The organism is Aurantibrevibacter litoralis (genome assembly GCF_034651555.1).
GTDB classification, from domain to species: domain Bacteria; phylum Bacteroidota; class Bacteroidia; order Flavobacteriales; family Flavobacteriaceae; genus Aurantibrevibacter; species Aurantibrevibacter litoralis.
In genome coordinates this window covers 41,408-64,315 of the sequence record NZ_JAYEEQ010000011.1, presented here as the reverse complement: position 1 = coordinate 64,315, position 22,908 = coordinate 41,408, and the positions used below count along the sequence as shown (strand labels likewise).

General features: G+C 39.4%; 17 protein-coding genes. 11 read left to right on the top strand and 6 right to left on the bottom strand.

The annotated features are described in order from the left end of the window. Nucleotide 1: 1 nt before the first annotated feature. A complete protein-coding gene (locus U1E44_RS10515) occupies nt 2–1,156 on the bottom strand; it encodes a TIGR03364 family FAD-dependent oxidoreductase (RefSeq protein ID WP_322931041.1) in 1,155 nt (384 codons plus the stop codon). Further along, the gene (locus U1E44_RS10510) at nt 1,153–2,442 is read right to left on the bottom strand and encodes a DUF5690 family protein (protein WP_322931040.1); all 1,290 of its coding nucleotides are present in this window, start codon (nt 2,440–2,442) and stop codon (nt 1,153–1,155) included. The genes U1E44_RS10515 and U1E44_RS10510 overlap by 4 nt, the downstream gene beginning before the upstream one ends. 498 nt (nt 2,443–2,940) lie before the next feature. Between U1E44_RS10510 and U1E44_RS10505 the strand changes: the two genes are divergently transcribed. The 3 genes from U1E44_RS10505 to U1E44_RS10495 are packed head-to-tail and all read left to right on the top strand — an operon-like array spanning nt 2,941 to nt 6,216. Then, nucleotides 2,941–3,816 carry a UDP-2,3-diacylglucosamine diphosphatase gene (locus U1E44_RS10505; protein ID WP_322931039.1) on the top strand — a complete coding sequence of 292 codons (876 nt, stop codon included), beginning with the start codon at nt 2,941–2,943 and terminating at the stop codon, nt 3,814–3,816. A gap of 28 nt (nt 3,817–3,844) precedes the next feature. Beyond that, nucleotides 3,845–4,849, top strand: a complete 1,005-nt coding sequence (locus U1E44_RS10500; protein WP_322931038.1) for a glycosyltransferase family protein — start codon at nt 3,845–3,847, stop codon at nt 4,847–4,849. Nucleotides 4,850–4,869: 20 nt separating this feature from the next. Beyond that, nucleotides 4,870–6,216: a GH1 family beta-glucosidase gene (locus U1E44_RS10495; RefSeq protein WP_322931037.1), complete on the top strand. Its 1,347-nt coding sequence runs from the start codon at nt 4,870–4,872 to the stop codon at nt 6,214–6,216. 814 nt (nt 6,217–7,030) lie between these two features. On the opposite strand, the gene U1E44_RS10490 is transcribed toward U1E44_RS10495, so the two are convergent. Together U1E44_RS10490 and U1E44_RS10485 are read right to left on the bottom strand one after the other, a co-directional pair. Beyond that, nucleotides 7,031–7,849, bottom strand: coding sequence for a hypothetical protein (locus tag U1E44_RS10490; RefSeq protein ID WP_322931036.1), 819 nt, complete (start codon nt 7,847–7,849; stop codon nt 7,031–7,033). A 479-nt stretch (nt 7,850–8,328) separates the two neighbouring features. After that, on the bottom strand, nt 8,329–9,069 hold the full coding sequence (locus tag U1E44_RS10485) for a hypothetical protein (protein WP_322931035.1): 741 nt from the start codon (nt 9,067–9,069) through the stop codon (nt 8,329–8,331). Nucleotides 9,070–9,213: 144 nt separating this feature from the next. Here U1E44_RS10485 and U1E44_RS10480 point away from each other — a divergent pair, with 144 nt between their 5' ends. From U1E44_RS10480 to U1E44_RS10470, 3 genes are read left to right on the top strand one after another with little or no spacing between them, the layout of a single operon-like run. Then, entirely contained in the window at nt 9,214–9,726 is a 513-nt protein-coding gene (locus U1E44_RS10480) for an RNA polymerase sigma factor (protein ID WP_322931034.1), read from the top strand. 53 nt (nt 9,727–9,779) lie between these two features. Continuing rightward, a complete protein-coding gene (locus tag U1E44_RS10475; RefSeq protein ID WP_322931033.1) occupies nt 9,780–10,697 on the top strand; it encodes a FecR family protein in 918 nt (305 codons plus the stop codon). A 9-nt stretch (nt 10,698–10,706) separates the two neighbouring features. Further along, a complete protein-coding gene (locus tag U1E44_RS10470; protein ID WP_322931032.1) occupies nt 10,707–13,295 on the top strand; it encodes a TonB-dependent receptor in 2,589 nt (862 codons plus the stop codon). A gap of 36 nt (nt 13,296–13,331) precedes the next feature. Here U1E44_RS10470 and U1E44_RS10465 read toward each other — a convergent pair whose 3' ends face one another. Beyond that, nucleotides 13,332–14,681, bottom strand: coding sequence for a sensor histidine kinase (locus tag U1E44_RS10465; protein WP_322931031.1), 1,350 nt, complete (start codon nt 14,679–14,681; stop codon nt 13,332–13,334). Beyond that, the gene (locus U1E44_RS10460) at nt 14,681–16,045 is read right to left on the bottom strand and encodes a sigma-54-dependent transcriptional regulator (RefSeq protein ID WP_322931030.1); all 1,365 of its coding nucleotides are present in this window, start codon (nt 16,043–16,045) and stop codon (nt 14,681–14,683) included. Before U1E44_RS10460 ends, U1E44_RS10465 begins: the two co-directional genes overlap by 1 nt. A 323-nt stretch (nt 16,046–16,368) precedes the next feature. Between U1E44_RS10460 and U1E44_RS10455 the strand changes: the two genes are divergently transcribed. From U1E44_RS10455 to U1E44_RS10435, 5 genes are all read left to right on the top strand, one after another. Further along, the gene (locus tag U1E44_RS10455) at nt 16,369–17,715 is read left to right on the top strand and encodes a TolC family protein (RefSeq protein WP_322931029.1); all 1,347 of its coding nucleotides are present in this window, start codon (nt 16,369–16,371) and stop codon (nt 17,713–17,715) included. Between the two features lie 179 nt (nt 17,716–17,894). Beyond that, entirely contained in the window at nt 17,895–19,145 is a 1,251-nt protein-coding gene (locus U1E44_RS10450) for an efflux RND transporter periplasmic adaptor subunit (protein WP_322931028.1), read from the top strand. A gap of 165 nt (nt 19,146–19,310) precedes the next feature. Further along, entirely contained in the window at nt 19,311–19,451 is a 141-nt protein-coding gene (locus U1E44_RS10445) for a hypothetical protein (protein WP_322931027.1), read from the top strand. Then, nucleotides 19,448–20,143: an ABC transporter ATP-binding protein gene (locus tag U1E44_RS10440; protein WP_322931026.1), complete on the top strand. Its 696-nt coding sequence runs from the start codon at nt 19,448–19,450 to the stop codon at nt 20,141–20,143. The genes U1E44_RS10445 and U1E44_RS10440 overlap by 4 nt, the downstream gene beginning before the upstream one ends. A 236-nt stretch (nt 20,144–20,379) precedes the next feature. Continuing rightward, entirely contained in the window at nt 20,380–22,740 is a 2,361-nt protein-coding gene (locus tag U1E44_RS10435; RefSeq protein WP_322931025.1) for an ABC transporter permease, read from the top strand. The last annotated feature ends 168 nt before the right edge of the window (nt 22,741–22,908 follow it).

Here is a 22,908-nt window from a genome sequence, read left to right as displayed (position 1 = left end):
CTTAAAAATTAAAAATTGATTGTATATTGTGTTTCGAAAATCCGGCACTTCCCGTCATACCTTTACCGCCTATACCTGTAATAATATGTATATTACTGTCTATGGTATGTTGGTATAGGTCTGAGTTTTCGCATTGGGAATACATTCCAAACCACCTTTTTTTTATAGTATAATTAGGCAATTCTACGATTCTTTTTGCTTCTTCTAAAATAAAGTCATCCACCTCCATATGAAGGTCAAAACCCAGCGTATCACTATTTTTTACTGCAGCATACTCATGAGAATCTCCTATAATTACCGAACCATCTACGGCTTGCTTAAATAAAATGTGAATCCCCCATTGTTTTACAAAACTGTGCTGCGGTTCATTTTGCTTTATGGAAGCAAAAGAAGGGCATTCTTGAAAGGCCTCATACCTGCGGATAGAGAGCCCTGTTAAAACGGATCCTTTCAACATATAATTTTTTTGAGGTGCCGTTTGCATCATTTGCAATTTAGAAACCACCAGATCACTTTCATTAAAAAGCTTAGGAAATAAGGTTTTAAATTCACTGCCATTGCAAATAAGCACTTTTTTAGCCGAAAACGATTGATTTTTAGCGGTGTGCACTACCACATCATTTACTAGAGCATGGCATTCTAATATCGCAGTGTCCATAAATATAGCTACACCTAAATGCCTTAAATACCCATGAACCTTAGTGATCATTATTCTAGGTTCTACCATTACTTCCTCAGGAAAAAACAAGCCCATTTTTACATACTCTCTTTTTAATCCCGAATATTGCTTTAAACATTCGGACTTTGTCAGTAAATGGGAAGGATATTCATTGGCTTTATTTATTAACGCCAATTCTTCGAGCAATTGAACTTCCTCCTGATTAGAAGCAATGTACACAGAACCTTCTTGACGTACTGAAATATCGAATTGGGCTTGAATTTCCTTATAAATCCTTAAACTTTCCCGGCCATAGGTTTGCCATTTGGCGTTCATGCCTGAAGGAACAACCTGCCCAAAATTGCGAACGGTAGCCCCTTGGGGTTGTTTGTTTTTTTCGAATAAAGCCACCTTTAGTCCTTTTTTAACGGCATGATATGCATGAAATGTGCCTAAAACACCCCCTCCAACAACAATTAAATCGTACGTATCTTTCATGGTTTCATGGTGAGCATAGTTGGTTCCAAAACAGCTTGCTCTTTCTTATATTTTCTCTTAAAATAAATAAGGGACATGATTGCTATTCCACATCCGAAAATCGAAATTACATAGGTGCCAAGGATAAAAAAGTGTAGCCAAGACAAACTTCCTTGCCCAAAATTTTTGTAAAGCAATACCGCTACACTAGCCAAATAACCGAAGGCATCGGCGATATAAATAAGGTATCCCGCATTGCCACTAATCCGAAAAGTGGCAATCATACGGTCAAAAAAGATACCATTAAAAGGAACGTAACAGACATAAAGACCAAACCCTACCACCACCATCCACAACATCGGGGAAATAAGCTGTGCTTGATATAGCAATGTGCCCAAACCAATAAGAATGGCACCAAGGATAAGCAAATAATGATACGAAATAAATGCTTTCTGGTTATTCTTTATAAACCCCATAGAACCTACCAAACAAAGCACCAAAATAGCTATCGGAACTTCGGAGAGGGTGTACACGGAGGCATTTCCCTCAAAGCCCACCGCATCCCAAATTTCTCTTGAAAAATTATCTCTAAAATCGCGCATTGCCGTAAGTCCCATATAAAAGAACACTAGAATCAGGATGGGGAACATAAAGGTTAAAAACACTTTCTTTCGTTCTACTCCTGTCATTGGCTTTCGTTCCTTTCTTAATATTTTATCTTCAGCGGTTGGTACCGGCATTTTTTCCAAAAGCCAGGCAAAAACTGTAAATGGCACTAAAAAGATAGCCCCCGTAGCGGCAGGCATCCAAAACTCTGAGATACTGAGATACTCCATCACCACTAACCCAACCGATTTTACTGCGCCACTGGAAAGTATAAAACTGGAACATAAAGCGATGCTTAAAATTTCTGTAAACTTACGCCCCTCAACATATGAAAAAACAATACCCCAAATCATCCCTAAAGAAAGCCCATTGACAAACAGGAACATAAAATTATACGGTATCGCTACTAGACCGAAGAGCACTAAACTGATTTCTGCGACAAAAATCATTGATAATAGATTCCTTAATCTGCGGTGATGTTTTAATTCGGATATCCATTTAATACCAATAAATTTGGAAAGCATATAGCCCAGTACCTGTGCTATAATTAGCATAATTTTATAATCTACCCCAAAAACAGTAAGATTTTCAAACGTACCCACCGCAAAGGGCTTACGAAAAGCATACATACAAAAATAGGTTCCAAAGGAGACAAAGGAGCCATAGAGCAAAAAGCGAATATCTTTCTTTGAGATGGTCAAAACTATCTTTTGTTTACAAATAGTAATTATTAAAAGCAATATTAGGGCTATTTTGATTACAAATAATCAAAATATGTTTATTTGATGGTTACGAAACGTTTAAGAAACACTAACAACTTACTCCTTTTTTTTCCTATTTCATTTTCTCTCTCTTTCAAATATAACCGATTGTTTTTAATCGTAACAAACGTATATATGTCCTTATTCTTTCTTTTTAAAACATTTATGTAGTATGCCAACGGATTCAACTGTTTTTTATCGACAAACACGGCATTTCAACTAATTTAATAACAATAGATTAACTTAAGGTTAAAGCTTTCCTTACACCTATGAAAATTATAAATTATAATCTTTGTATACTTCAATTTTCTATTGAATGAAAATGATTCCGATATTACGGTATACAGTAATCCTTTATCCCTTATTAGGCCTTTTAGGCAGGGTCTTTTCGCCCTTATTGTGTAAACGATTTCAAACCAACTTATACGCTCATGCAGTATGAAAAAAAGACCGGTTGATATTGTCGTGATTTCCGATGTTCACTTGGGAACGTATGGCTGTCACGCCAAAGAACTTATCAAATATCTGAAATCAATAGAGCCAAAAAAAGTCATCCTAAACGGAGATATTATTGATGTCTGGCAATTTAGCAAACGGTATTGGCCCAAATCGCACATGAAAGTTATTAAGCTCATCATGGAATGGGTGTCTAATGGTGTTCGGGTGTATTATGTTACGGGAAATCATGATGAAATGCTGCGGAAATTTGTGGGTTTTAAAATGGGTTCTTTCAGTATTGTAAATAAGGTAGTCCTCAATGTAAAGGGACAAAAAGCATGGTTTTTTCATGGTGATGTATTTGATGTTACCATGAAGCATTCTAAATGGATCGCCAAACTGGGTGCTGTAGGGTACGATTTCCTGATTGTTTTGAACAGGGTGATAAACTTTTTCAGTATTAAAATGGGAAAAGAGCCTATTTCCATGTCAAAAAAAATAAAGAATGGCGTAAAATCGGCCATCAAATTTATTCATAATTTTGAACATGTGGCTGCCGATATCGCCATCCAAAACAACTATGATTTTGTGGTATGCGGCCACATTCATCAACCAGAAATAAAAACAATTTCTAGGCTAGAAGGGACGGTAGTGTACCTAAATTCGGGCGATTGGGTAGAGAACCTTACCGCGTTGGAATATTATAGTGGTCATTGGCATTTGTACCAATATGCAGACGACCTTGTAACAAAAAATACTATGGAAGAATCTCCGGAAAAAGAAGATGTTTTAGAAACCAGTATTCTTTTTCAAAATTTGGTAAAGGAATTCCAAATGGGAGGTATCATACAAGGAAAACCGTATACGGAATCCTAAATTTCCAGTTTATAACGCACATTTACGAATGAAAATATTGTATGCCATTCAAGGAACGGGCAACGGCCACCTTAGCCGCGCCCGGGACATTATCCCATTATTGCAGAAAAAGAACATTTCGCTAGACCTTTTGGTAAGTGGTACACAAGCAGACGTTCAACTGCCCTATCCCATAAAATATCAGCTAAAAGGACTTAGTTTTATGTTTGGAAAAAAAGGAGGCGTAAACATGTGGCGTACCTATGTAAAAGCGAATACCTTACAGCTCCAAAAGGAAATAAAAAGCCTTCCTATTCACGACTACGATCTTATACTGAATGATTTTGAACCGGTTTCGGCTTGGGCTTGCAAGTTGCAGCACAAGCCTTGTGTTGGTTTAAGTCACCAAGCTGCCGTACTATCTCCTTATGCCCCAAAACCTAAAGAAAGTGATCTTTTAGGGCAGTTTATCCTAAAGAATTATGCCCCTACTACCCGTCAATATGGGTTTCACTTTAAACAGTATCATACCCACATATTTACCCCGGTTGTGAGGCAAGATATTCGAAATAGCGTCTGTACTACAGGCGATTACTATACGGTATACCTCCCCTCTTATAGTGACGAAAAAATACTACAGATGCTCTCTAAGGTTAAAAATGTACGCTGGGAAGTTTTTTCCAAGCACAATAAAAAGTCTTTTTTTGAAAAAAATATATCTATACAACCCATTACCAATGAAGCCTTTGTAAATAGTATGGCCGGGAGTAGCGGAATTTTATGCGGTGCCGGATTTGAAACCCCTGCAGAGGCCCTTTTTATGAACAAAAAGGTGATGGTAATTCCTATGAAAGGACAGTACGAACAACAATGCAATACCGCAGCCTTGCGGGAAATGGGTGTTCCTGTTATGAAATCCTTAAAAAAGAAGCATCTAAATGACCTCATCCAATGGGTAGAAAGTACAACGGTAATCCCTGTGGATTATCCTGATATTACGGAACGTATTATTGATCAGGTAATCGAGGAAACCGTAGCACTGCAAGCCCTTTGAGTAGCATGGAGGGCCACAATATGAGTTCAAAATTTAAGTTGCGCAAAGACGATTTCGGGGCCGATTTTGTTTGGGGTGTTTCTACAGCAGCCTACCAAATTGAAGGCGGTTACAACGCAGCAGACAAAGGGCCTTCCATTTGGGATACGTTTGTATCTAAAAAGGGCACCATTTTTAAAGACCAGCATGGGGAGGTGGCCTGCGATTTTTACCACCGGTATAGGGAGGATATTTTGCTCATGAAATCCATGAACATTCCTCATTTTCGGTTCTCTCTGTCGTGGTCCCGATTAATTCCAGAAGGAATTGGTACGCCGAGCGAAGAAGGAATTGCCTTCTATAATAAGGTAATCGATTTTTGCTTAGAGTGCGGCATTACGCCGTGGGTAACCCTATATCACTGGGATCTTCCGCAGGCCTTGGAAGACAAAGGAGGTTGGACCAACCGCGACATTAGGTTATGGTTTGAAGCCTATGCCACCTTATGTGCTACCCAATTTGGCGATCGGGTAACACATTGGATGGTCTTAAACGAACCTATGGTTTTTACAGGAGCGGGCTATTTTCTAGGAATACATGCCCCTGGCCGTAAAGGGTTAAAAAATTTTATTCCCGCAGTACACCACGCCGTTCTATGCCAAGCATTGGGCGGAAAAATCTTGCGCAAACTGGTTTCTAATGCTTTTATAGGCACCACTTTCTCATGTTCTCAAATAAGTCCTTATAGCAAAAAACATAAGGATAAAATAGCCGCCAAAAAAGTAGAAGCATTGTTGAATCGCTTGTTCATTGAACCCGCCTTAGGGATGGGTTATCCTCTAAAAACCCTTCCTATTCTACACCGAATTGAAAAATATATAATCCCCGGAGATTTGGATGATGCGGCATTCGATTTTGATTTTATTGGAATACAGAATTACACAAGGGAAGTAGTAAAACACAGTTATTTTGTGCCTTATGTACAGGCTAAAATCATAAAAGCATCAGAGCGAAAGGTGAAAACCACCTTAATGGACTGGGAAGTACACCCTCCCAGTATTTATAAAATAATTAAGCATTTTAATGCCTATACTAAAATTCCGAAACTAATTATTACTGAAAATGGTGCCGCTTTCCCAGATATCCTTCAAAACGATGAGGTAAAGGATACCGACCGTAAAAGCTATATTCAAGAACATCTTAGGCAAGTGTACCGAGCCAAACAAAAAGGGCTGCGCATAGACGGGTATTTTGTGTGGACCTTTACCGATAATTTTGAATGGGCAGAAGGATACAATCCCAGATTTGGACTTGTTTATGTGGATTTTCCCTCCCAAAAAAGAATTATAAAATCTTCCGGAAAATGGTATCGGAATTTTTTGAAGTAAACTACCTAGGAGCAAGCCCACGAGGTATTGAAAAGAACCTTTACATTAAATTTCGACGCAAGCGTGGTAGCATTTAAATCTCGATTATCGAGTAAACCGTTGGATTTCGAAAATGGAAAATTTCTGGGTTTCAGGTTTGAAAGATTTCCTATAAATTCTACACCTTAGAAGCTTCCACCAACCAACAACGATCTATCAACAACGATCAGCTAAAATCACTCCAAAATAGGTAGTTTTGAAAGATGGAGCAAAAGGAAATAAAAAAGAAATAGCTCACGGAATTAGCCAGAACAGAGGAGCAAGATATAGCTATTGGCAGGGTTTCCCGAATGGATACTATAAACAACAAAGGTGTTCTGGAAATGACTCTTCGACAATCAGAAGGGAAACTGAACAACCTTAAAACGGTTCTTTCCAAGCAAGATAGTCCCTAATTTGAAATTTGCTTAAAATACAAAAGTCCAATTCCGGTAGGGGTAGTTTGATACGACCCGAAAGCCGATTGTGTGTAAAATGTGCGCAATAGGTTGTGCTACTGTACTTTTAGCTGCATAAAATAATGCCATGCAGTATAAAAACGCATGGCATTATCAATAAAAAATTTCTTGAAACTGACTATCCCCGAGGTAAGCCATAGGGTATTTCGCCAGTTTCATTTTGGCCTTTGGGCCAAAAACCGAAATTTTGTATTTCACCTCACCCGGAACTGCAAAAAGACAGTTCCGACCTCTCCAAAGGAGCGATAAATAGGAAACCCCGACCCAAGGGTCGGGGAATCTTTAGATAAAAGCCGATAGCAAAAAACCTACATGCCCTAGTTTGCTTTTGTAAGCTGAATTTGGGGTACGTTTGCGGGCGGATTGGTATCTTCCGGCTCAGAAGAAGACCTAGGTTCGGGGGCGTTTTGAAAAAGATATAGCGCTTCTTGATCTATACTTTGGGCATCCAAAATGGTAATTGTAACACGGGGCAAATCGGAATCGGAGCCATTGTTTCGTCTGGAAACGGAAACCACTTTAAAGGCAACAATTCCTAAATTAGCACCTTGCAGATTGGCTTGTATGGGGCTATAATTAGTGCTAATATCACTATCATAAACTACAGCGTAGACTGTTTCTCCTGTTAACATAGTTAGTGCCGTTGCTCTCAGGGGGATTACATTTCTAATGTCATCCAAAAGCGCTTCTTTATCGTCTTCACCTCCACCGAGTCCCGGACCGGGAACAAGATAGTTCAAAAGGCCATTATTTGTGGGCCCAGTGTTTATCCAAGTATTCGGGATCGTCTTCGGTGCATGCCATCCTTCATCACCCACTTGACCGGTAAATAAATCTATGGTTTGGCCTACGTTTTGTTCAAAAAAACGAAGTTGCCTTCGTTGCCCTACTGTGGCCAAATTGTCGTTTACATCTGTCTCCGAAAAATTATTGGGTTCGTTGCCATTGTCTATGCTGTCTTCATCAATAAATAAGAAAATGGCAGCGTTATCCCCCAAAGAACCCGTACCATTAACGTTTTCGCCCATTTCATCGTCTAAGGAATCTGAATCTGTGCTGCATGAACCCAAGGCAATGAGGAAACCCATGAGCCAAAACAGTGCGCTTAATTGTCGAAATTTTTTTTGATTCTTCATATAATTACAGTTTTGTATGATTTTTAAACCTTTAAAAAAGCCCTTCTTTAAATTGTGCTTTACATCCTTAAGACAGGTATTAGCGTGTTTTACCCAACCCCCAATGTTGCTTTTTTTTATTTTGTGATGTTTCCCCGAAGAGATTATACGCAGCATGGTAGCGGCATATGTTAGTTTGAGCTAAAGCCTTAGGTTGCACCAAGAAAATTAACCCATGCCTAAAGCATCTTTGTGTACGGCGATCATTAAAAACCCAAAACGAATGCGCTAATTTCTAACATTGCTCAGCTTGTAAGATGATTTAGAAATCGGTTTTGCACAAAGGATTGAGAATTGTTCCTGTAGTGCAATACCTCATCGCATGCACAACCTCCCATTCTTTGGTATATTTCGATTTATAGGAGTACCCCTCTGTGTCCTCAAACCAGATTATTCAGAGGGGACATCTACTTCTTCTTAGGAACTTTTGGTTCGTAAAACTAATCGTCCAAAAGATCGATATAGTCTTTAATACGATTCTTGATCTGATTAGCAAGCAAGCGGTTACCATCATTATCTCTGGGGTTTATTTCTATAATGCCATCATTGTTTCCATCTCTTGCAGTGCTGAAATCTACCCCATTCAATATTCCGGTGATATTAAAATTGATGGTGATATCATTATTATTTTCGGTGATAATAATATCATTGTTGTCGTCTTCAAAATCGATCTCTACATCCTCTTCAAAATCATGCCAAAATTCAAAAGGAACGCCTTCAATAGCACCCCGAATCAAAATAGTTTTCCCGAATAGTTCACTAGAAGCATTTCGGCTTTTATCAAAATCGAACTCCAATTCTTCATACCGTGCTTGCGGAAGGTCTACAAAAGCAAAAGTAATTTCACCCGCTAACAAATCGAGCTCAAAGGGTCCTTTTAGTTCAATTTCATCATCAGAATCATAAAAATTTTTGCCATTACGATCATCGTCATCAAATTCTAATTCTACCTCTTTAATGTTTACCAAAAAATCGGATATTTCCAAATTGGCATTGTTTGTTTTCAGCGCAATACCTTTTCCTGTGGCACTATTATAGGTTCCTTTTGCCTTTAAATTTACTTTAGCTAATGCTGAATTATTCGGATTTATATCGTCTTCACTGTCCGTTGAACAAGAAATAAACAACAAACTGCTTCCTAGCGCAATACCAAATACGGATTTAAAAAAATTTGTTTTCATGGATATCTAATTTATGTGTTATATATCTAGAACATGCTAAATTTCTTTTACCCAACCCCCTTCGATGCTTTTTTATTTTCTATTTTTAGGCTAAAATTGCTAACCGCCTTAAATACTACCTAATTGTTAGGTCTGTTGCGCTTCATGAAAGAGCCAATAAAATCTGTTTGTAACCGCACGCATTTCAATGCGCTTTTTGATGAGCATGCAGAGGCGCTTCGCAACTTTTTATACTACCGTTGCGGCGACTTATACCAGGCTGAAGATCTTACCCAAGATGCTTTTGTGAAACTTTGGGATAACTGTAAAAAGGTGATTTACGAAAAAGCGAAAGGATTTTTATATGCGGTAGCCAAAAATAAATTCTTGAATGAAGTGGCGCACAAGAAAGTAGTGCTTGCTTATGCCAATCTGCCTCAACAACACATAGATAATGAAACCCCTCACTTCCAAATGGAAGGAAATGAATTTATGACGCAGTTGCAAAATGCCATAAACCAACTACCAGAAGGGCAGCGGGAAGTTTTTCTGCTCAATAGAGTTGATAAAAAAACATTTTCTGAAATCGCTGTAATGACGGGCGTTTCACAAACTGCTGTAGAAAAAAAAATGCAAAAGGCGTTACTTAAAATTCGGAAAATAATTAAAAATATATAATTGGGGGATGGGTATATTGGAGTGTCAACTGTTTTCTACTAAAGGGACGTACCATGCTTGAAGAACAAGACGAAACTCTGCTGGCACGCTGGCTGTCGGGCACACTAACGCCTGAAGAACAGCAAGCCCTAGAAACATCCGAGGCTTTTTCGGATTACCTCCGTATTGTACAAAGTGCGGACAGGTTTCAAAAACCTTCCTTTAACAAAGACGCCTTTAAAGCCAAACTCCTTTCACAATTAGACACCCCTAAAAAAGGAAGAGTAATCCCTCTAAAAACCTGGTACTATGCCGCAGCCGCCACGGTGCTTATCTTACTCTCTTTAGGCTTGTTTTTTAACGAAGTTACCTATACTACTGCTGCCGGCGAACAACAAACCGTTGCTTTGCCCGATGGCTCTACAGTACACCTTAATGCCGATTCGCACCTAAATCGATCGCGATTCTTTTGGTTGTCTGATAGAAAACTTCACCTCGTACATGGGGAAGGATTTTTTGAAGTAACCCAAGGCGACGGGTTTGAAGTAGCCACCGCATCGGGTATTGTACGCGTATTGGGCACAACGTTTAATATTAAAACCAGACCTTCGGTTTTTGAAGTGAGCTGTTTTGAGGGCAAAGTGCAATTTGAAGAAGCCAATTCCGAAAACAAAATTATCCTTACCCAAGGACAAGAGCTAAGACAAACGGAGGAATCCTTTAATCGGGATACGATAGTGGATACAGCCCCTGCTTGGCTAAAAGGACAAAGCATTTTTAGAAACGCCCCTTTGTTTTCTGTATTACAAGAGTTAGAAATACAGTTCGGAATTAAAATTGAAGCCGGAAACATTCCTACAACTTCAAACTTTACCGGTGGTTTTATACATACCGATTTAGAAACTGCCCTAACCGCTGTCTTAGTTCCCATGGGTATAGCATATACCCTGAGCGATGATAAAAAAACAGTGATCCTAACGGTAACTAAATAACGACAAGGAATGAGAAAATTATGTTGCCTCATGGGTTTGTTTTTCTTCGTATGCCTAAATGCGCAAGAACGCATTACCCTAAATCATGACCAAAGTCCGTTGCGTTTGGTATTACAAGATATTGAGTCTAAAACCGGCATTCTATTTTCGTTTAGTGAGGAGGTTGTAAAAAATCTTTCGGTAACCATTTTGCAAACTAATATTACCCTTACCGATGCCCTAAATCGCATCGAAGCACAAACCAACTTAGTTTTGGAACGTATTTCGGATCAGCAAGTAATCCTAAGAAAAAAAATGACCGTAACTTCCATTTGCGGTTATGTCATTGATGGCGGCAGCGGAGAAATTTTGGAAGCTGCAACGGTACTTCTGGAAAATGGCGCTAAAGGAACCACTACAAATAGTGAGGGCTATTTTAAAATAGAAAATATGCCTCTAGATGCTGTACTTCGCATTCAGTATATTGGTTTTAAAGATATGCTTGTGCCTGTAGCGGACCATACCGACAAGAATTGCGAAAACATTCCTTTAATTCCGGAGACTCAAACCTTAGATGAAGTTATTGTTTTGGGCTATCTCACCACAGGGGTTCATAAAAATGCCGATGGTTCTTTTACCCTAGTCAAGGATGATTTGGGTATTTTTCCCGGCTTAGTAGAACCAGATGTATTAGAAAGTATTCAATTTGCGCCGGGAATAAGCAGTTTAGACGAATCCGCTTCCGGAATTCAGATTCGGGGCGGTTCCCCTGATCAAAATCTTATTTTTTTCGACGGTGTAAAAATGTACAATACAGGGCATTTTTTCGGAATGATTTCTGCTTTTAATCCGTATATTGTAGAAAGTGCCAAAATATATAAAGGCGGTGCCAGTCCGAAATACGGCGACCGTATTTCCGGTGTTATTGATATCTCTAGTGGCGCCAAAGTGGCGGACAAAGTGAGCGGCGGTTTTGGGGTGAATGGCACTCATGCAGACGTCTTTGTAAAAGCGCCGTTAAGCGAACATGTTGGAATTATTGTTTCAGGAAGACGCTCGTATGTAGATTTATTAAAAACACCCACTTTTGATGCACTGTCCGAAAAAGTATTTCAAAATACCACCTTGGCTACCAACACAGAGGGACAATTTTTAGATGACGACGACGATGATGACCTTATTGGTCGTGAGGATTTCCTTTTTTATGATACGAATGCAAAAATAATTATTCAACCTACAACCACAGATCGTATTACTGTAAGTGCATTATATACCAAAAATGAATTGGATTTTTCCGTTCGGGATGATGAAGATATTGTGGCCGATGTATTCAACATCGAAAATAAAGGAGCGAGCTTCTCTTATGAAGGTTCAACCAAAAAAAAATGGTTCTACGGTCTTAAAGGGTACTATTCAGCGCTAGATTCTCGTTATGAAAATAACACCTCGGAAGATAACGAATTAGAAGCGTTAACATTACGCCGAAATACGGTTGAAGATATAGGCGCAGATATACACCTTGCTTATGCGTTTTTACCGCAACAACAAATACAGATCGGCTATCAGTATTCTAAACTCGATGTTTTTTTTCAACTTTTTTATAGTAATGACCTTGACGATGACGATGACTTTCAAAGTCGAAACTTTGATGTCGTTCGCAATGGTGAAAACACCGCACACTCCATCTACACCGAATATACCTATCGCTTTAAAAATAAGGGCTTCTTTAGTTTAGGAGCCAGAGCCTCACGCTATTCGGTCGTAAACAACGATAATTTTATAGAACCCAGAGCTAATCTAGAACTGCCTATTACCCCTAAAATTCGATTCAAAGGAACTTTTGAAAAAAGATATCAACCCGTAAGTCAGTTAGTGGAATTTGAGGATATACAATTGCGTTTAGAAAATAATATTTGGACGGTATCTAATGGTACCGATATCCCTATTTTGCAAAGTAATCAATACTCTGCCGGAATATTAGTGAATACACAAGGGTGGACATTGGATGTGGATGCCTACCAAAAGAATATTTCCGGATTAACCTCCTTTACTAATGGTTTTACGACGACGCCCACCAATTTAACAACAGGGGAAAGTACCATTACCGGTGTGGATGTATTACTACGAAAAAAATGGAATGCGTACACCACTTGGGTAGGTTACACTTTTAATGATGTAGCATATACCTTTTCCAGTTTGCAAACCGGTGCCTTTCCCGGTAATAATGACATTACCCATAACCTGAGTCTTGCCAATACCTACGAAACGGATATATGGCAATTTTCATTGGGATGGAATTATAGAACGGGTAGTCCGTTTACCCCTGTAACCAATTTTAACCCGAACACCAATTTTATTACCTATGGTTCTATTAATAGCGAACGCTTGCCAGATTATCATCGTTTAGACGGCTCAGTGCTTTATAAATTTACAAGTTCTTCAGCCGGTTTTAGAGGTGCACTGGGTATCGCCGTTAAAAATATCTACGCCAGACAGGAACCTATCTCCATTTTCTATAGACTAGATCCTAATGTAAATACCGGAAATACAGAACTCAACCAAATACGACAGTTGTCGCAAGGCATAACCCCAAACTTTGTACTGCGCTTTTATTTTTAGAGCCCCTTAGCCCTAGGACTTCCACACCAATCTGCACTAAAAAATGAAATAAAAAGATGTTTCTTCGGGTTCCGAGCGCACTTTTATACTACCACCATGCACGTGCATAATCTGCTTAGACAAGCTTAATCCTATTCCGGTACCCTTTTTTTTGGTCGTAAAAAACGGAACAAAAATCTCATCGATCAGTTCGGGAGCAATACCCGGACCATTATCTTTAACTTCAATGTACTTTTTGCCTTGAAGATTTTGACCCGCACTAAGTTGTATTTTTCCCCCTTCTTGCTCCGACATTGCTTGAAACGCATTTTTTACTACGTTTATCAACACCTGCAAAATTTGCTTCTCATCTATAAAAAGCTCGAGATTGGTAGGCGTTACATCTACCTCTAGGGTTATGGTGTTATTTGTGCCTTTTTCCTGACCCATTAACACTTTTACTTTTTCCAGTAAATTAAGCACATGAACTATCGTCTTATCGGGTTTGGGAACATTTAGAAAACTGCGATACGACTGTACAAAATCCATTAAGTTAATGCCTTGTTCTTTAATAACCTCCAATCCCTTTACGGTATTCTGAAGCTGTCCTGGGCCAAAATCATTGGTAGGCGAACCATCTTCCTTCGTTTTAAAATAGCGTAAAATGGAATCTGAAATTGAAGTAATGGGGGTAATTGAATTCATAATCTCGTGGGTAAGTACACGTATTAACCGCACCCAGGAATCTGTTTCATTCTCGTCTAATTCCTGATGTATGTCTTGTGCCACCACCAATAAAAGCGTTTCATTATGTAAGGTTATCTCTGTGGTTTTTATCGCAATTTGCTTTTTGTCGCGTTCGTTGGTTAGTTTTATCAACTTACGTTCAAAAGGTTTTAAATCGGCAAATAGGGTGTACAAATCATTGTCTACCTTGGCCAATTGTTTAATATGATTTAACGGAGCGTAATTCAATAATTCTTCCATTTTTGGATTGGCATAGAGCATATGTCCCTTTGCGTTTACGGTTACTATTCCAATATCTGCCTGTCGGATAATTTCTAGATAATACTGCTCTTGCGCCAAATTTTTAAGATGCACTTGCTGTATCATGCCGTTCAGCATATTGAGACTATGATTCAATTCTTTTAATGACTTTACATTTGCCTCCTCTGGAAACCGCAGAGTAAAATCTTCATTTTTGATCGATTCAAAAAAGTATGCAATTTTCCGATTGGTATGGTTTACGAATTTAATCAGGTAAATCGTCTGAAGTACTAGCCCTAGAAATAGAAGACTTGCGCCTAAATAATACGCTTTAAGGAATGCAAAAGCAAACCCCAATGCCAGAAGTACAATAAAAACAACACGAATAATTAATTGCGTATAAAAGTTTTTGCTGACCATTATTTACCCAATTTTTTCAATTTATTGTACAATGTTTGTCTGGATATACCCAGTTGCTCCGCCGCTGCACTATAGTTATGATCATGCTGCTCTAAGGCCTTATGAATCATTTGCAGTTCCATCTCTTCTAAGGTTTGGGCTGCTATATCCTGCGCCATGACCACCTTGGAATGAAGTGCAAGATCATCCGGTTTTAGTACTTGGCTCTCAGAAAGAATCACTGCACGTTCTATGGCATGTTGTAGCTCTCTTATATTTCCAGGCCAATTATAGTGCATCAGTTTTTCTTGTGCCTGTTGGTTAATACGCAATCCCGGTTTTCCATATTTTGTGGCATATCGGTTCATGTAAAAATCTGCGAGTACTAGTACGTCTTCTCCTCTTTCTCTAAGTGGCGGCACCTCAATACGTATGGTATTTATACGATACAATAAATCTTCGCGAAATAGACCCTCGACCACCATTTTATCTAAATTACAATTGGTAGCGCAGATCAATCGTATATCAACGGGGATTGGTTTATTAGATCCTACGCTTACAATGATTCTATTTTGTATGGCAGATAATAACTTGGCTTGTGTCTGTAGCGAGAGGTTCCCAATTTCATCTAAAAACAATGTGCCATTATGGGCGGCTTCAAATTTACCTACCCGATCTTCTTTGGCATCGGTAAACGCCCCTTTAACGTAACCGAAAAGTTCGCTTTCAAAAAGACTTTCTGAGAGTGCGCCCATATCTACGCTTATAAACACCTCATCTTTTCGATGAGATATACGATGAAGTTCCCGGGCAATTAATTCCTTTCCTGTGCCATTTTCTCCAGTGATTAAGACGTTGGCATCCGTTTTGGCAACTTTTTGTGTTAAATGCAACACTGAATTCAGCGCTTTGGAGTTTCCAATGATGTAATTTTTGTTATGGTTAATGAGTTGCTTTAGATTACTTTCCTGTTGTTTTAGCTGTTTAATTTCCTTTTGGGATCTTCGCAGTTCGTAGGCCGATTTTACCGTAGCCAATAGCTTGTCGTTATTCCATGGTTTCAATATAAAATCGGTTGCGCCTTCCTTTAAAGCCTGCACGGCCAAATCTATAGCGCCGAATGCCGTCATCATAACCACAGAAATATAAGGAGCTCTTTTCTTAATTTCTTTTAACCAAAAAAGGCCTTCATTTCCGGTATTTATTCCGGCCGAGAAATTCATATCCAACAGAACCACATCAAAATCTGACAGTCCCGGAAAGGAAGTGATTTGATTGGGATTTAAAATGCTTGTTACCTCTTTATATTCAAATTGCAAAAGGATTTCTAGAGCGCTTAAAACGCTCTTTGTATCATCGACTATTAAAATTTTTCCCTGTATCATAATGCTAACCCAAGAAAGCTTTTAATTCGTTTCACTTTTTTTATATTCATACGACCTCACCAATTGGCGCAATGCCTGGTAGTCCGCAGCATTGGCGGAAACGATTCAACCCTGGGTTTTATAGTACCGTTTACCTGCCCCCTCCAAAGCTACAACTTGGATGGCACTAAATATGCAATGTGTCCATTTTTTTGACAGAATATGTATAATTATTTTACATAAAATACATAGTTCTTATTTCTTATTATTGTAAAGTTCATTATTTCAATACCTTACATTTATGGCACAACAATAGCTTATCGTTTGGCATACTAAAATAATCTATGCGCATTATAGCCAAAATAGTACTCCTTTTTTTAATCAGCATCTCGATGCGATTGTCGGCACAACAAGTGTGGACTTTAGAGGATTGTGTAACCTATGCCCTTGCGCATAATTTACAACTAAACGATTTTACCTATACGATGCAGTCTAACCGAGAAACGTATCGCCAGTCTGTTCGAAACCTATTACCAACAGTTAATGGATTCTCTGATTACAATATCCGTTTTGGACGCTCTGTTGACCCCAATGACAACTCCATTGTAACGACCGACTTCTTTTCCAATAACTATTCATTGGAAGGCTCCATCGACTTGTTTCAAGGGTTTCAAAAAATAAATACCATTAAAGCGTCGAAATTTTTGCACAAGGCAACACAACAAGAAACGTTGCAACAAAAATATTTACTGGCCTTTCGAGTAATGTCGGCCTTTTACGATATTCAATTTTTTGAGGGCTTGGTTGCCATTTCCGAAGAACAATTACAGGTATCAGAATCAAACTACACCTTGGTGCAAAAGCAAATTGAATTGGGGCTTAAAGCCGGGGCAGATTTGTATGAAGCGGAATCTATTCTGTTTACCGATAAATTGAATGTAACACAAAGCAAGAATCAATTACGTACAGCCAAACTTAGGTTAACACAGGAAATGAATCTAAAAGATGTAGCCGATATTCGCATACAAGCCCAATTGCAGGAAAAAGAAGAAACAGTTCCGGGTACAAGTGAACTTTCCGAATCTATTTACGCAGAAGCGATTGGGTTTTTACCCATTATAAGAGCACAGGAATTTCGTACCAAAGCTGCACGAAAACAAATTGCCTCGGCGCGTGGAGCGCTATACCCTTCACTCTCCTTGTTTGGCGGCTATGGCACAGGTTTTTTTGAAACCACAAGAGATTCCCTAGGCGGTACAATTCCGTTTCGGAAACAGTTTAGAGACAATACGTTTCAGTTTGTTGGGGTATCTTTACGCGTTCCCATAAGCAACGGATGGTCCGCCCGATCTAAAGTAAAGCAACAAAAAATTGAATTGTTGCGTGCCCAAAACAATCTCGATATTCAAGAACAGGAATTATGGCAAACCATACAGCAATTGGTACAGGAATACACCTCGCTGCAAGTAGAATACGAACAAAGCAATCAAAAAATGGAAGCACAAAATCTAGCCTTTAAAATTGCACAAAAACGCTATGAAAAAGGCTTAATAAATGCATTGGAGTTATTCACCGCAAAAAACCTGTTGGCTAGTGCGCAAAACGAAAATTTACAGGTGCGACTTCGGTCAGAAATTAATAAGAGTACAATCAATTTTTACCGGGGATTACCTGTTTTTGAGATAAAATAAAAAAATCGAAGGTTGAAAATAGGAATCAGTTGTTGGTTGACAGACATAGAAAATAGAGAAAAAACAGAACCTAATCAAAATACTCATTACTCATTACTCATTACTCATTACTCATTACTCATTACTTATTACTCATTACTTAATACTCATTACTTAATACTAATTACCCACTATAACAAATGGATATACAACTAGAAAAGAAAAAAGGATTACGGCCAAAACACTATGGCTATATTGCACTGGGACTGTTGGTGTCATTTTTTATTTGGAAAATAGCCTTTAGCACCTCGGTTTCTACCTTTAGAACAGATAGGGATAAACTCACTGTGGCAGATGTTACTCAAGGTAAATTTGATGATTACATTACCATCAATGGGTTTGTTGCCCCTATTACAACCATATATATGGATGCCTACGAAGGTGGAAGAGTCACAGAAAAATTGATCGAAGAAGGTGCCATGGTCAAAAAAGGAGATATCATTCTGACATTGGAGAATATGAACCTCTATGAACAAATTTTGGCCAGTGAAAGTAATTTGGCCTTAAAACAAAATGACCTTCGCTCCACAAAATTGACGTTCGATTCCAGGCAGGTTGAGGGTAAAAAATCATTGGCAACGGCTAGTAACGACTTGCAACGCGCTAAACGCAATTTTGAGCAAAACAAAGCCTTATATGACGAAGAATTGATTTCCAAAGAGGATTATCTTATATCCAAAGAAACCTATGAACTTTCCCAAAAACAATATGATATTGTAAAAATCCAGACCGAAAATGATGATGAATTACGAAAAACATCACTGACCGGTCTTGATGCAGATTTGGCCCGTATGCAAAAGACCCTGGGCATGGTGTATCAAAGGCTAGATCATTTGAACGTTAGGGCTCCGGCTGATGGGCAGTTGGGCTTTTTGGATGCTGAAATTGGCCAAAGTATCGCTCCGGGAGAACGTATTGGCCAAATTAATGTACTGACCGATTATAAGATTGAAGCCTCCATAGACGAGCATTATATAGATCGTGTACAACGAGATTTGACAGCTATTTTAGAACGAAACGGTAATGAATATACGCTTAGATTGCGTAAGGTGTACCCTGAAGTTCGAAGTGGAAAATTTAAGGTAGATCTCGTCTTTACAGAAGACCAGCCGGAAACCATTAGAGCAGGACAGAGCTACAATATAAAATTGCAACTAGGGGAATCATCCGATGCGCTTTTGTTACCCAAAGGAAGCTTCTTTCAAAGCACAGGCGGACAATGGATTTTTGTAGTAGCACCTAATGGAGATGAAGCCACTAAACGAAACATCCGCATCGGGAAACAGAACGCCAGATACTATGAAGTGCTGGAAGGCCTGGAAGCAGGAGAAAAAGTAATAACAAGCAATTATGACAATTTTGGGGAGGCCCAACGGATTATTCTAAAATAAAGCTCCCCCTTTTAGGAAAGGGAGGCCAGCCGCTTTAGCAGGTCGGAGGGATTATGTGAAGGAAGTTTGTTAGCAATTAGGGTAATAAAAACTAGAAGTATAGAGAACAAGAAAAAAATAGAGAAAGACATAACAGATTTAAAATAAAACAAAAACAACGAACAAATGATAACAATTAAAGGTTTAAAAAAGAGCTTTAGGGCAGATGAGGTAGAAACCTTGGAAGCCTCCCCTAGCCCCTCCGGAGGAGGGGGATCCAGTATGGGTATTTATATTTTGAACACTTTAAACGGCCTTAAGAAATGATAACGATTAAAAACCTAAAAAAGAGCTTTAGAACAGAGGAAGTAGAAACGCTGGCGTTAAACAATGTTACGCTAAACGTAGCTGAGGGCGAATTTGTAGCCATCATGGGGCCTTCCGGTTGCGGAAAATCGACCTTATTGAACATTATTGGCATGCTGGACAACCCCACGGACGGCAGCTACAAATTTGCCGGCCATGAGGTGGGTGGCTTAAAAGAAAGTCAGCGTACCCAATTGCGTAAAGGAAACCTGGGCTTTGTGTTCCAAAGTTTTAATCTGATAGACGAACTTACCGTCTACGAAAATGTGGAATTGCCCCTCATTTATCTTAAAATGAGCAAAACCGAGCGTAAAGAAAAAGTAAAAAAGGTTCTGGAGCGCATGAAAATTGCCCACCGGGAAAAGCATTTCCCACAACAACTTTCGGGCGGACAGCAACAGCGTGTGGCCATTTCTAGAGCAGTAGTCACCAACCCAAAATTAATACTGGCAGATGAGCCTACCGGAAACCTCGATTCCAAAAACGGAATTGAGGTAATGAACCTGTTGACCGAATTGAACCAGGAAGGAACCACCATCGTAATGGTAACCCACTCCGATCGCGATTCGCATTATGCCCACCGGGTAGTGAATTTGTTCGACGGACAGATTGTGACCGAAAGCCATAACCGGGCTTTGGGGGCAACAAATTAAATAAGACTCCTCCCTTTGGCAAAGGGAGGTGGCCCCGCTTTTACGGGTCGGAGGGATTAGATTAAAACCTTTGGGTAAAAAAGGTATTTTGGGGGCAGAATCTCCCCGTCCGCCAAAGGCGGACACCCCTCTTTAGAAAAGAGGGGAGCTTTAAAAAAAGTAAACAAAAAAACATAAATAGACGAACCGTTCCCCTTCCTTGGGAGGGGTTAGGGGGAGGTCAAAAACCAATCATTATGCTTAAAAACAATTTAAAAATCGCCTGTCGAAGTCTTTGGAAGAACAAAGGCTACAGCGCTCTTAACATTTTCGGGCTAGCCATTGGGATAACCTGTGCTGGTTTGATATTCCTTTGGGTAGAGGACGAAGTGAATTTCGATAGTGCTTTTCCCAAACAAGACCTTGTTTACTTTGTACCTACAAACCAGAAATATGAAGGAGAGTGGCGCACATTTTATTCAACCCCAGGGCCTTTAGCAAAAGACTTAAAGGATGAAATACCTGAAATCACGAGGACTGCCACTACATGGAGCGGAGAAATTTTAATTACTGAAGGTGATAAAGGAATTAATAGAAGGGGGAGGTATGCCGAGCCTGACTTTCTGGAAATTTTTAGCCTCCGGTTTGTGGAAGGAAGTGCAAAAAATGCACTTAACAGGCCAGACGCCATTGTTTTGACACAAAGAACAGCTACGGCCCTCTTTGGAAAAAATACAAACGCACTGAACCGTGTATTGAGAATTGACAATACGTATAATTTTACGGTTACGGGCGTTGTAGCGGATTTACCGAATAACGTCTCCTTTGGATTTGACTGGTTGTTGCCATTTGAGCGCTTTCAATTAGGGGAAGAGGACGTGTCATGGGCAAAAGAGTACGGAAATAATTTTGCGGACACTTTTGTGGAACTTGCCCCTGATGCAGATTTTAAGGCGGTCGATGCAAAAGTTCAAAAGATAATTCCTGCAAAAACAGAAGACCCCAACACCTATGCTTTTTTACATTCAATAAAGGATTGGCACCTTAGGTCCGAGTTTAAAGGCGGAAAAATTGTAGGCGGCCAAATCACCTTTGTACGATTATTTTCCATTATCGCCCTTATCATACTTCTCATCGCTTGTATCAACTTCATGAACCTGTCTACCGCCAGAAGTGAAAAAAGAGCCAAAGAAGTGGGCATACGTAAAGTACTGGGTTCGGGTAAAAACAGATTGATCTCCCAGTTTATTGCCGAGGCATTGATTACGGCTAGTTTGGCGACCATGGTAAGTGTGGTTTTGCTTTTGATACTGTTACCTCAATTTAATATTCTTGCGGAAAAACAATTGGAACTTCGGCTTTTTGACCCTATACATGTGTTTGCCCTTATAGGAATTACCTTGATATGCGGTCTTCTTGCGGGATGGTATCCTGCGTTTTACCTATCCTCCTTCAAACCCGTCAAAGTCATTAAAGGGGTACAAGTCCGGGAGAACAGCGCTACTTATATTCGCAAGGGACTGGTTGTTGCCCAATTTGCAGTTTCCATTGTATTTATAATCAGCACTATTATAGTCTATCAACAAGTGCAGCATGTAAAAAGTCGTGATTTGGGATACCAAAAGGAGAATCTCATTAAAATAAATGTAAATGGGGATATGATTAAAAATTTTAATCCCATTAGACAAGACATGATAGCTTCGGGTCTGATAGAAAATTTAGCACTCAACAATTCTGATATCCTTTATGGCGGGAACAATGGGTCAGGTTTTGAATGGCAAGGGGGTACGGATACCAAAGAGGTGTTAATTTCATTTAGGCATATCAGTCCAAGTTTCCTGGAAACAGCAGGAATGAAAATCATTGACGGTAGGGGATTTAGCGAGAATCAGGCACCAGACAGTACCTCTGTTATGGTCTCCCAATCACTTGCCAAAATGATGGGAGACGGAAGTGCTGTTGGCAAGACGATAACGCGAGGTGAGACCTATACCATTATCGGCGTGGTACAAGATTATTTATACGGCGACATGTATGGCACGAGCGATCCGGTCCTGTTTTTTAACAATCCTGACGCTGCAAATTACATGTATGTAAAAATCAAACTGGGCAATGATTTATCGGAAGCTCTGGCCTTTACGGAAAGTGTTATGAAAAAACATAATCCTGCCTTTCCGTTCGAATATGAATTTGTGGACGATGCCTTTAATGCGATGTTCAGAAGTGAAAAACTAGTAGGTAACCTTTCCAAAATCTTCGCTTTGCTCGCTATCATCATTTCTTGTTTGGGTTTGTTTGGGCTTTCGGCGTATACTGCAGAACAACGCCGCAAGGAAATTGGCATACGCAAGGTTTTGGGCTCCAACGTTTCAGGCATTGTAAGATTATTGTCAAAAGATTTTATGGGTTTGGTGCTGGTTGCTATTCTACTTGCCATTCCATTGGCTTGGTGGGCTATGCAAAACTGGTTAGAGCGTTTTGCTTATCGTATTGACATCCCTTGGTGGGTTTTTCCGATTGCTGGTGTCATAGCTATAGTTATTGCTTTAATTACAGTTAGTTTTCAATCCATTAGGGTGGCATTGTTAAACCCTGTAAAAAGTTTACGGACGGAATAAAAAAAGCTCCTCCCTTTTTCAAAGGGAGGTGGCCCCGCTTTAGTGGGGTCGGAGGGATTAGATTAAAACCTTTGGGTAAAAAACAAATGTATATAAAGGGGGCAAAATCTCCCCCGTCCGCCAAAGGCGGACACCCCTCTTTAGAAAAGAGGGGAGCTTTAAAAAAAA

What these genes read in the sequence shown, in the direction of transcription:
- U1E44_RS10515 (WP_322931041.1), bottom strand. Translation starts at nt 1,156, where the DNA reads ATGAAAGATACGTACGATTTAATTGTTGTTGGAGGGGGTGTTTTAGGC.
- U1E44_RS10460 (WP_322931030.1), bottom strand. Translation starts at nt 16,045, where the DNA reads ATGATACAGGGAAAAATTTTAATAGTCGATGATACAAAGAGCGTTTTA.
- U1E44_RS10475 (WP_322931033.1), top strand. Translation starts at nt 9,780, where the DNA reads ATGCTTGAAGAACAAGACGAAACTCTGCTGGCACGCTGGCTGTCGGGC.
- U1E44_RS10435 (WP_322931025.1), top strand. Translation starts at nt 20,380, where the DNA reads ATGCTTAAAAACAATTTAAAAATCGCCTGTCGAAGTCTTTGGAAGAAC.
- U1E44_RS10465 (WP_322931031.1), bottom strand. Translation starts at nt 14,681, where the DNA reads ATGGTCAGCAAAAACTTTTATACGCAATTAATTATTCGTGTTGTTTTT.
- U1E44_RS10495 (WP_322931037.1), top strand. Translation starts at nt 4,870, where the DNA reads ATGAGTTCAAAATTTAAGTTGCGCAAAGACGATTTCGGGGCCGATTTT.
- U1E44_RS10505 (WP_322931039.1), top strand. Translation starts at nt 2,941, where the DNA reads ATGAAAAAAAGACCGGTTGATATTGTCGTGATTTCCGATGTTCACTTG.
- U1E44_RS10470 (WP_322931032.1), top strand. Translation starts at nt 10,707, where the DNA reads ATGAGAAAATTATGTTGCCTCATGGGTTTGTTTTTCTTCGTATGCCTA.
- U1E44_RS10450 (WP_322931028.1), top strand. Translation starts at nt 17,895, where the DNA reads ATGGATATACAACTAGAAAAGAAAAAAGGATTACGGCCAAAACACTAT.
- U1E44_RS10480 (WP_322931034.1), top strand. Translation starts at nt 9,214, where the DNA reads ATGAAAGAGCCAATAAAATCTGTTTGTAACCGCACGCATTTCAATGCG.
- U1E44_RS10440 (WP_322931026.1), top strand. Translation starts at nt 19,448, where the DNA reads ATGATAACGATTAAAAACCTAAAAAAGAGCTTTAGAACAGAGGAAGTA.
- U1E44_RS10455 (WP_322931029.1), top strand. Translation starts at nt 16,369, where the DNA reads ATGCGCATTATAGCCAAAATAGTACTCCTTTTTTTAATCAGCATCTCG.
- U1E44_RS10485 (WP_322931035.1), bottom strand. Translation starts at nt 9,069, where the DNA reads ATGAAAACAAATTTTTTTAAATCCGTATTTGGTATTGCGCTAGGAAGC.
- U1E44_RS10490 (WP_322931036.1), bottom strand. Translation starts at nt 7,849, where the DNA reads ATGAAGAATCAAAAAAAATTTCGACAATTAAGCGCACTGTTTTGGCTC.
- U1E44_RS10500 (WP_322931038.1), top strand. Translation starts at nt 3,845, where the DNA reads ATGAAAATATTGTATGCCATTCAAGGAACGGGCAACGGCCACCTTAGC.
- U1E44_RS10445 (WP_322931027.1), top strand. Translation starts at nt 19,311, where the DNA reads ATGATAACAATTAAAGGTTTAAAAAAGAGCTTTAGGGCAGATGAGGTA.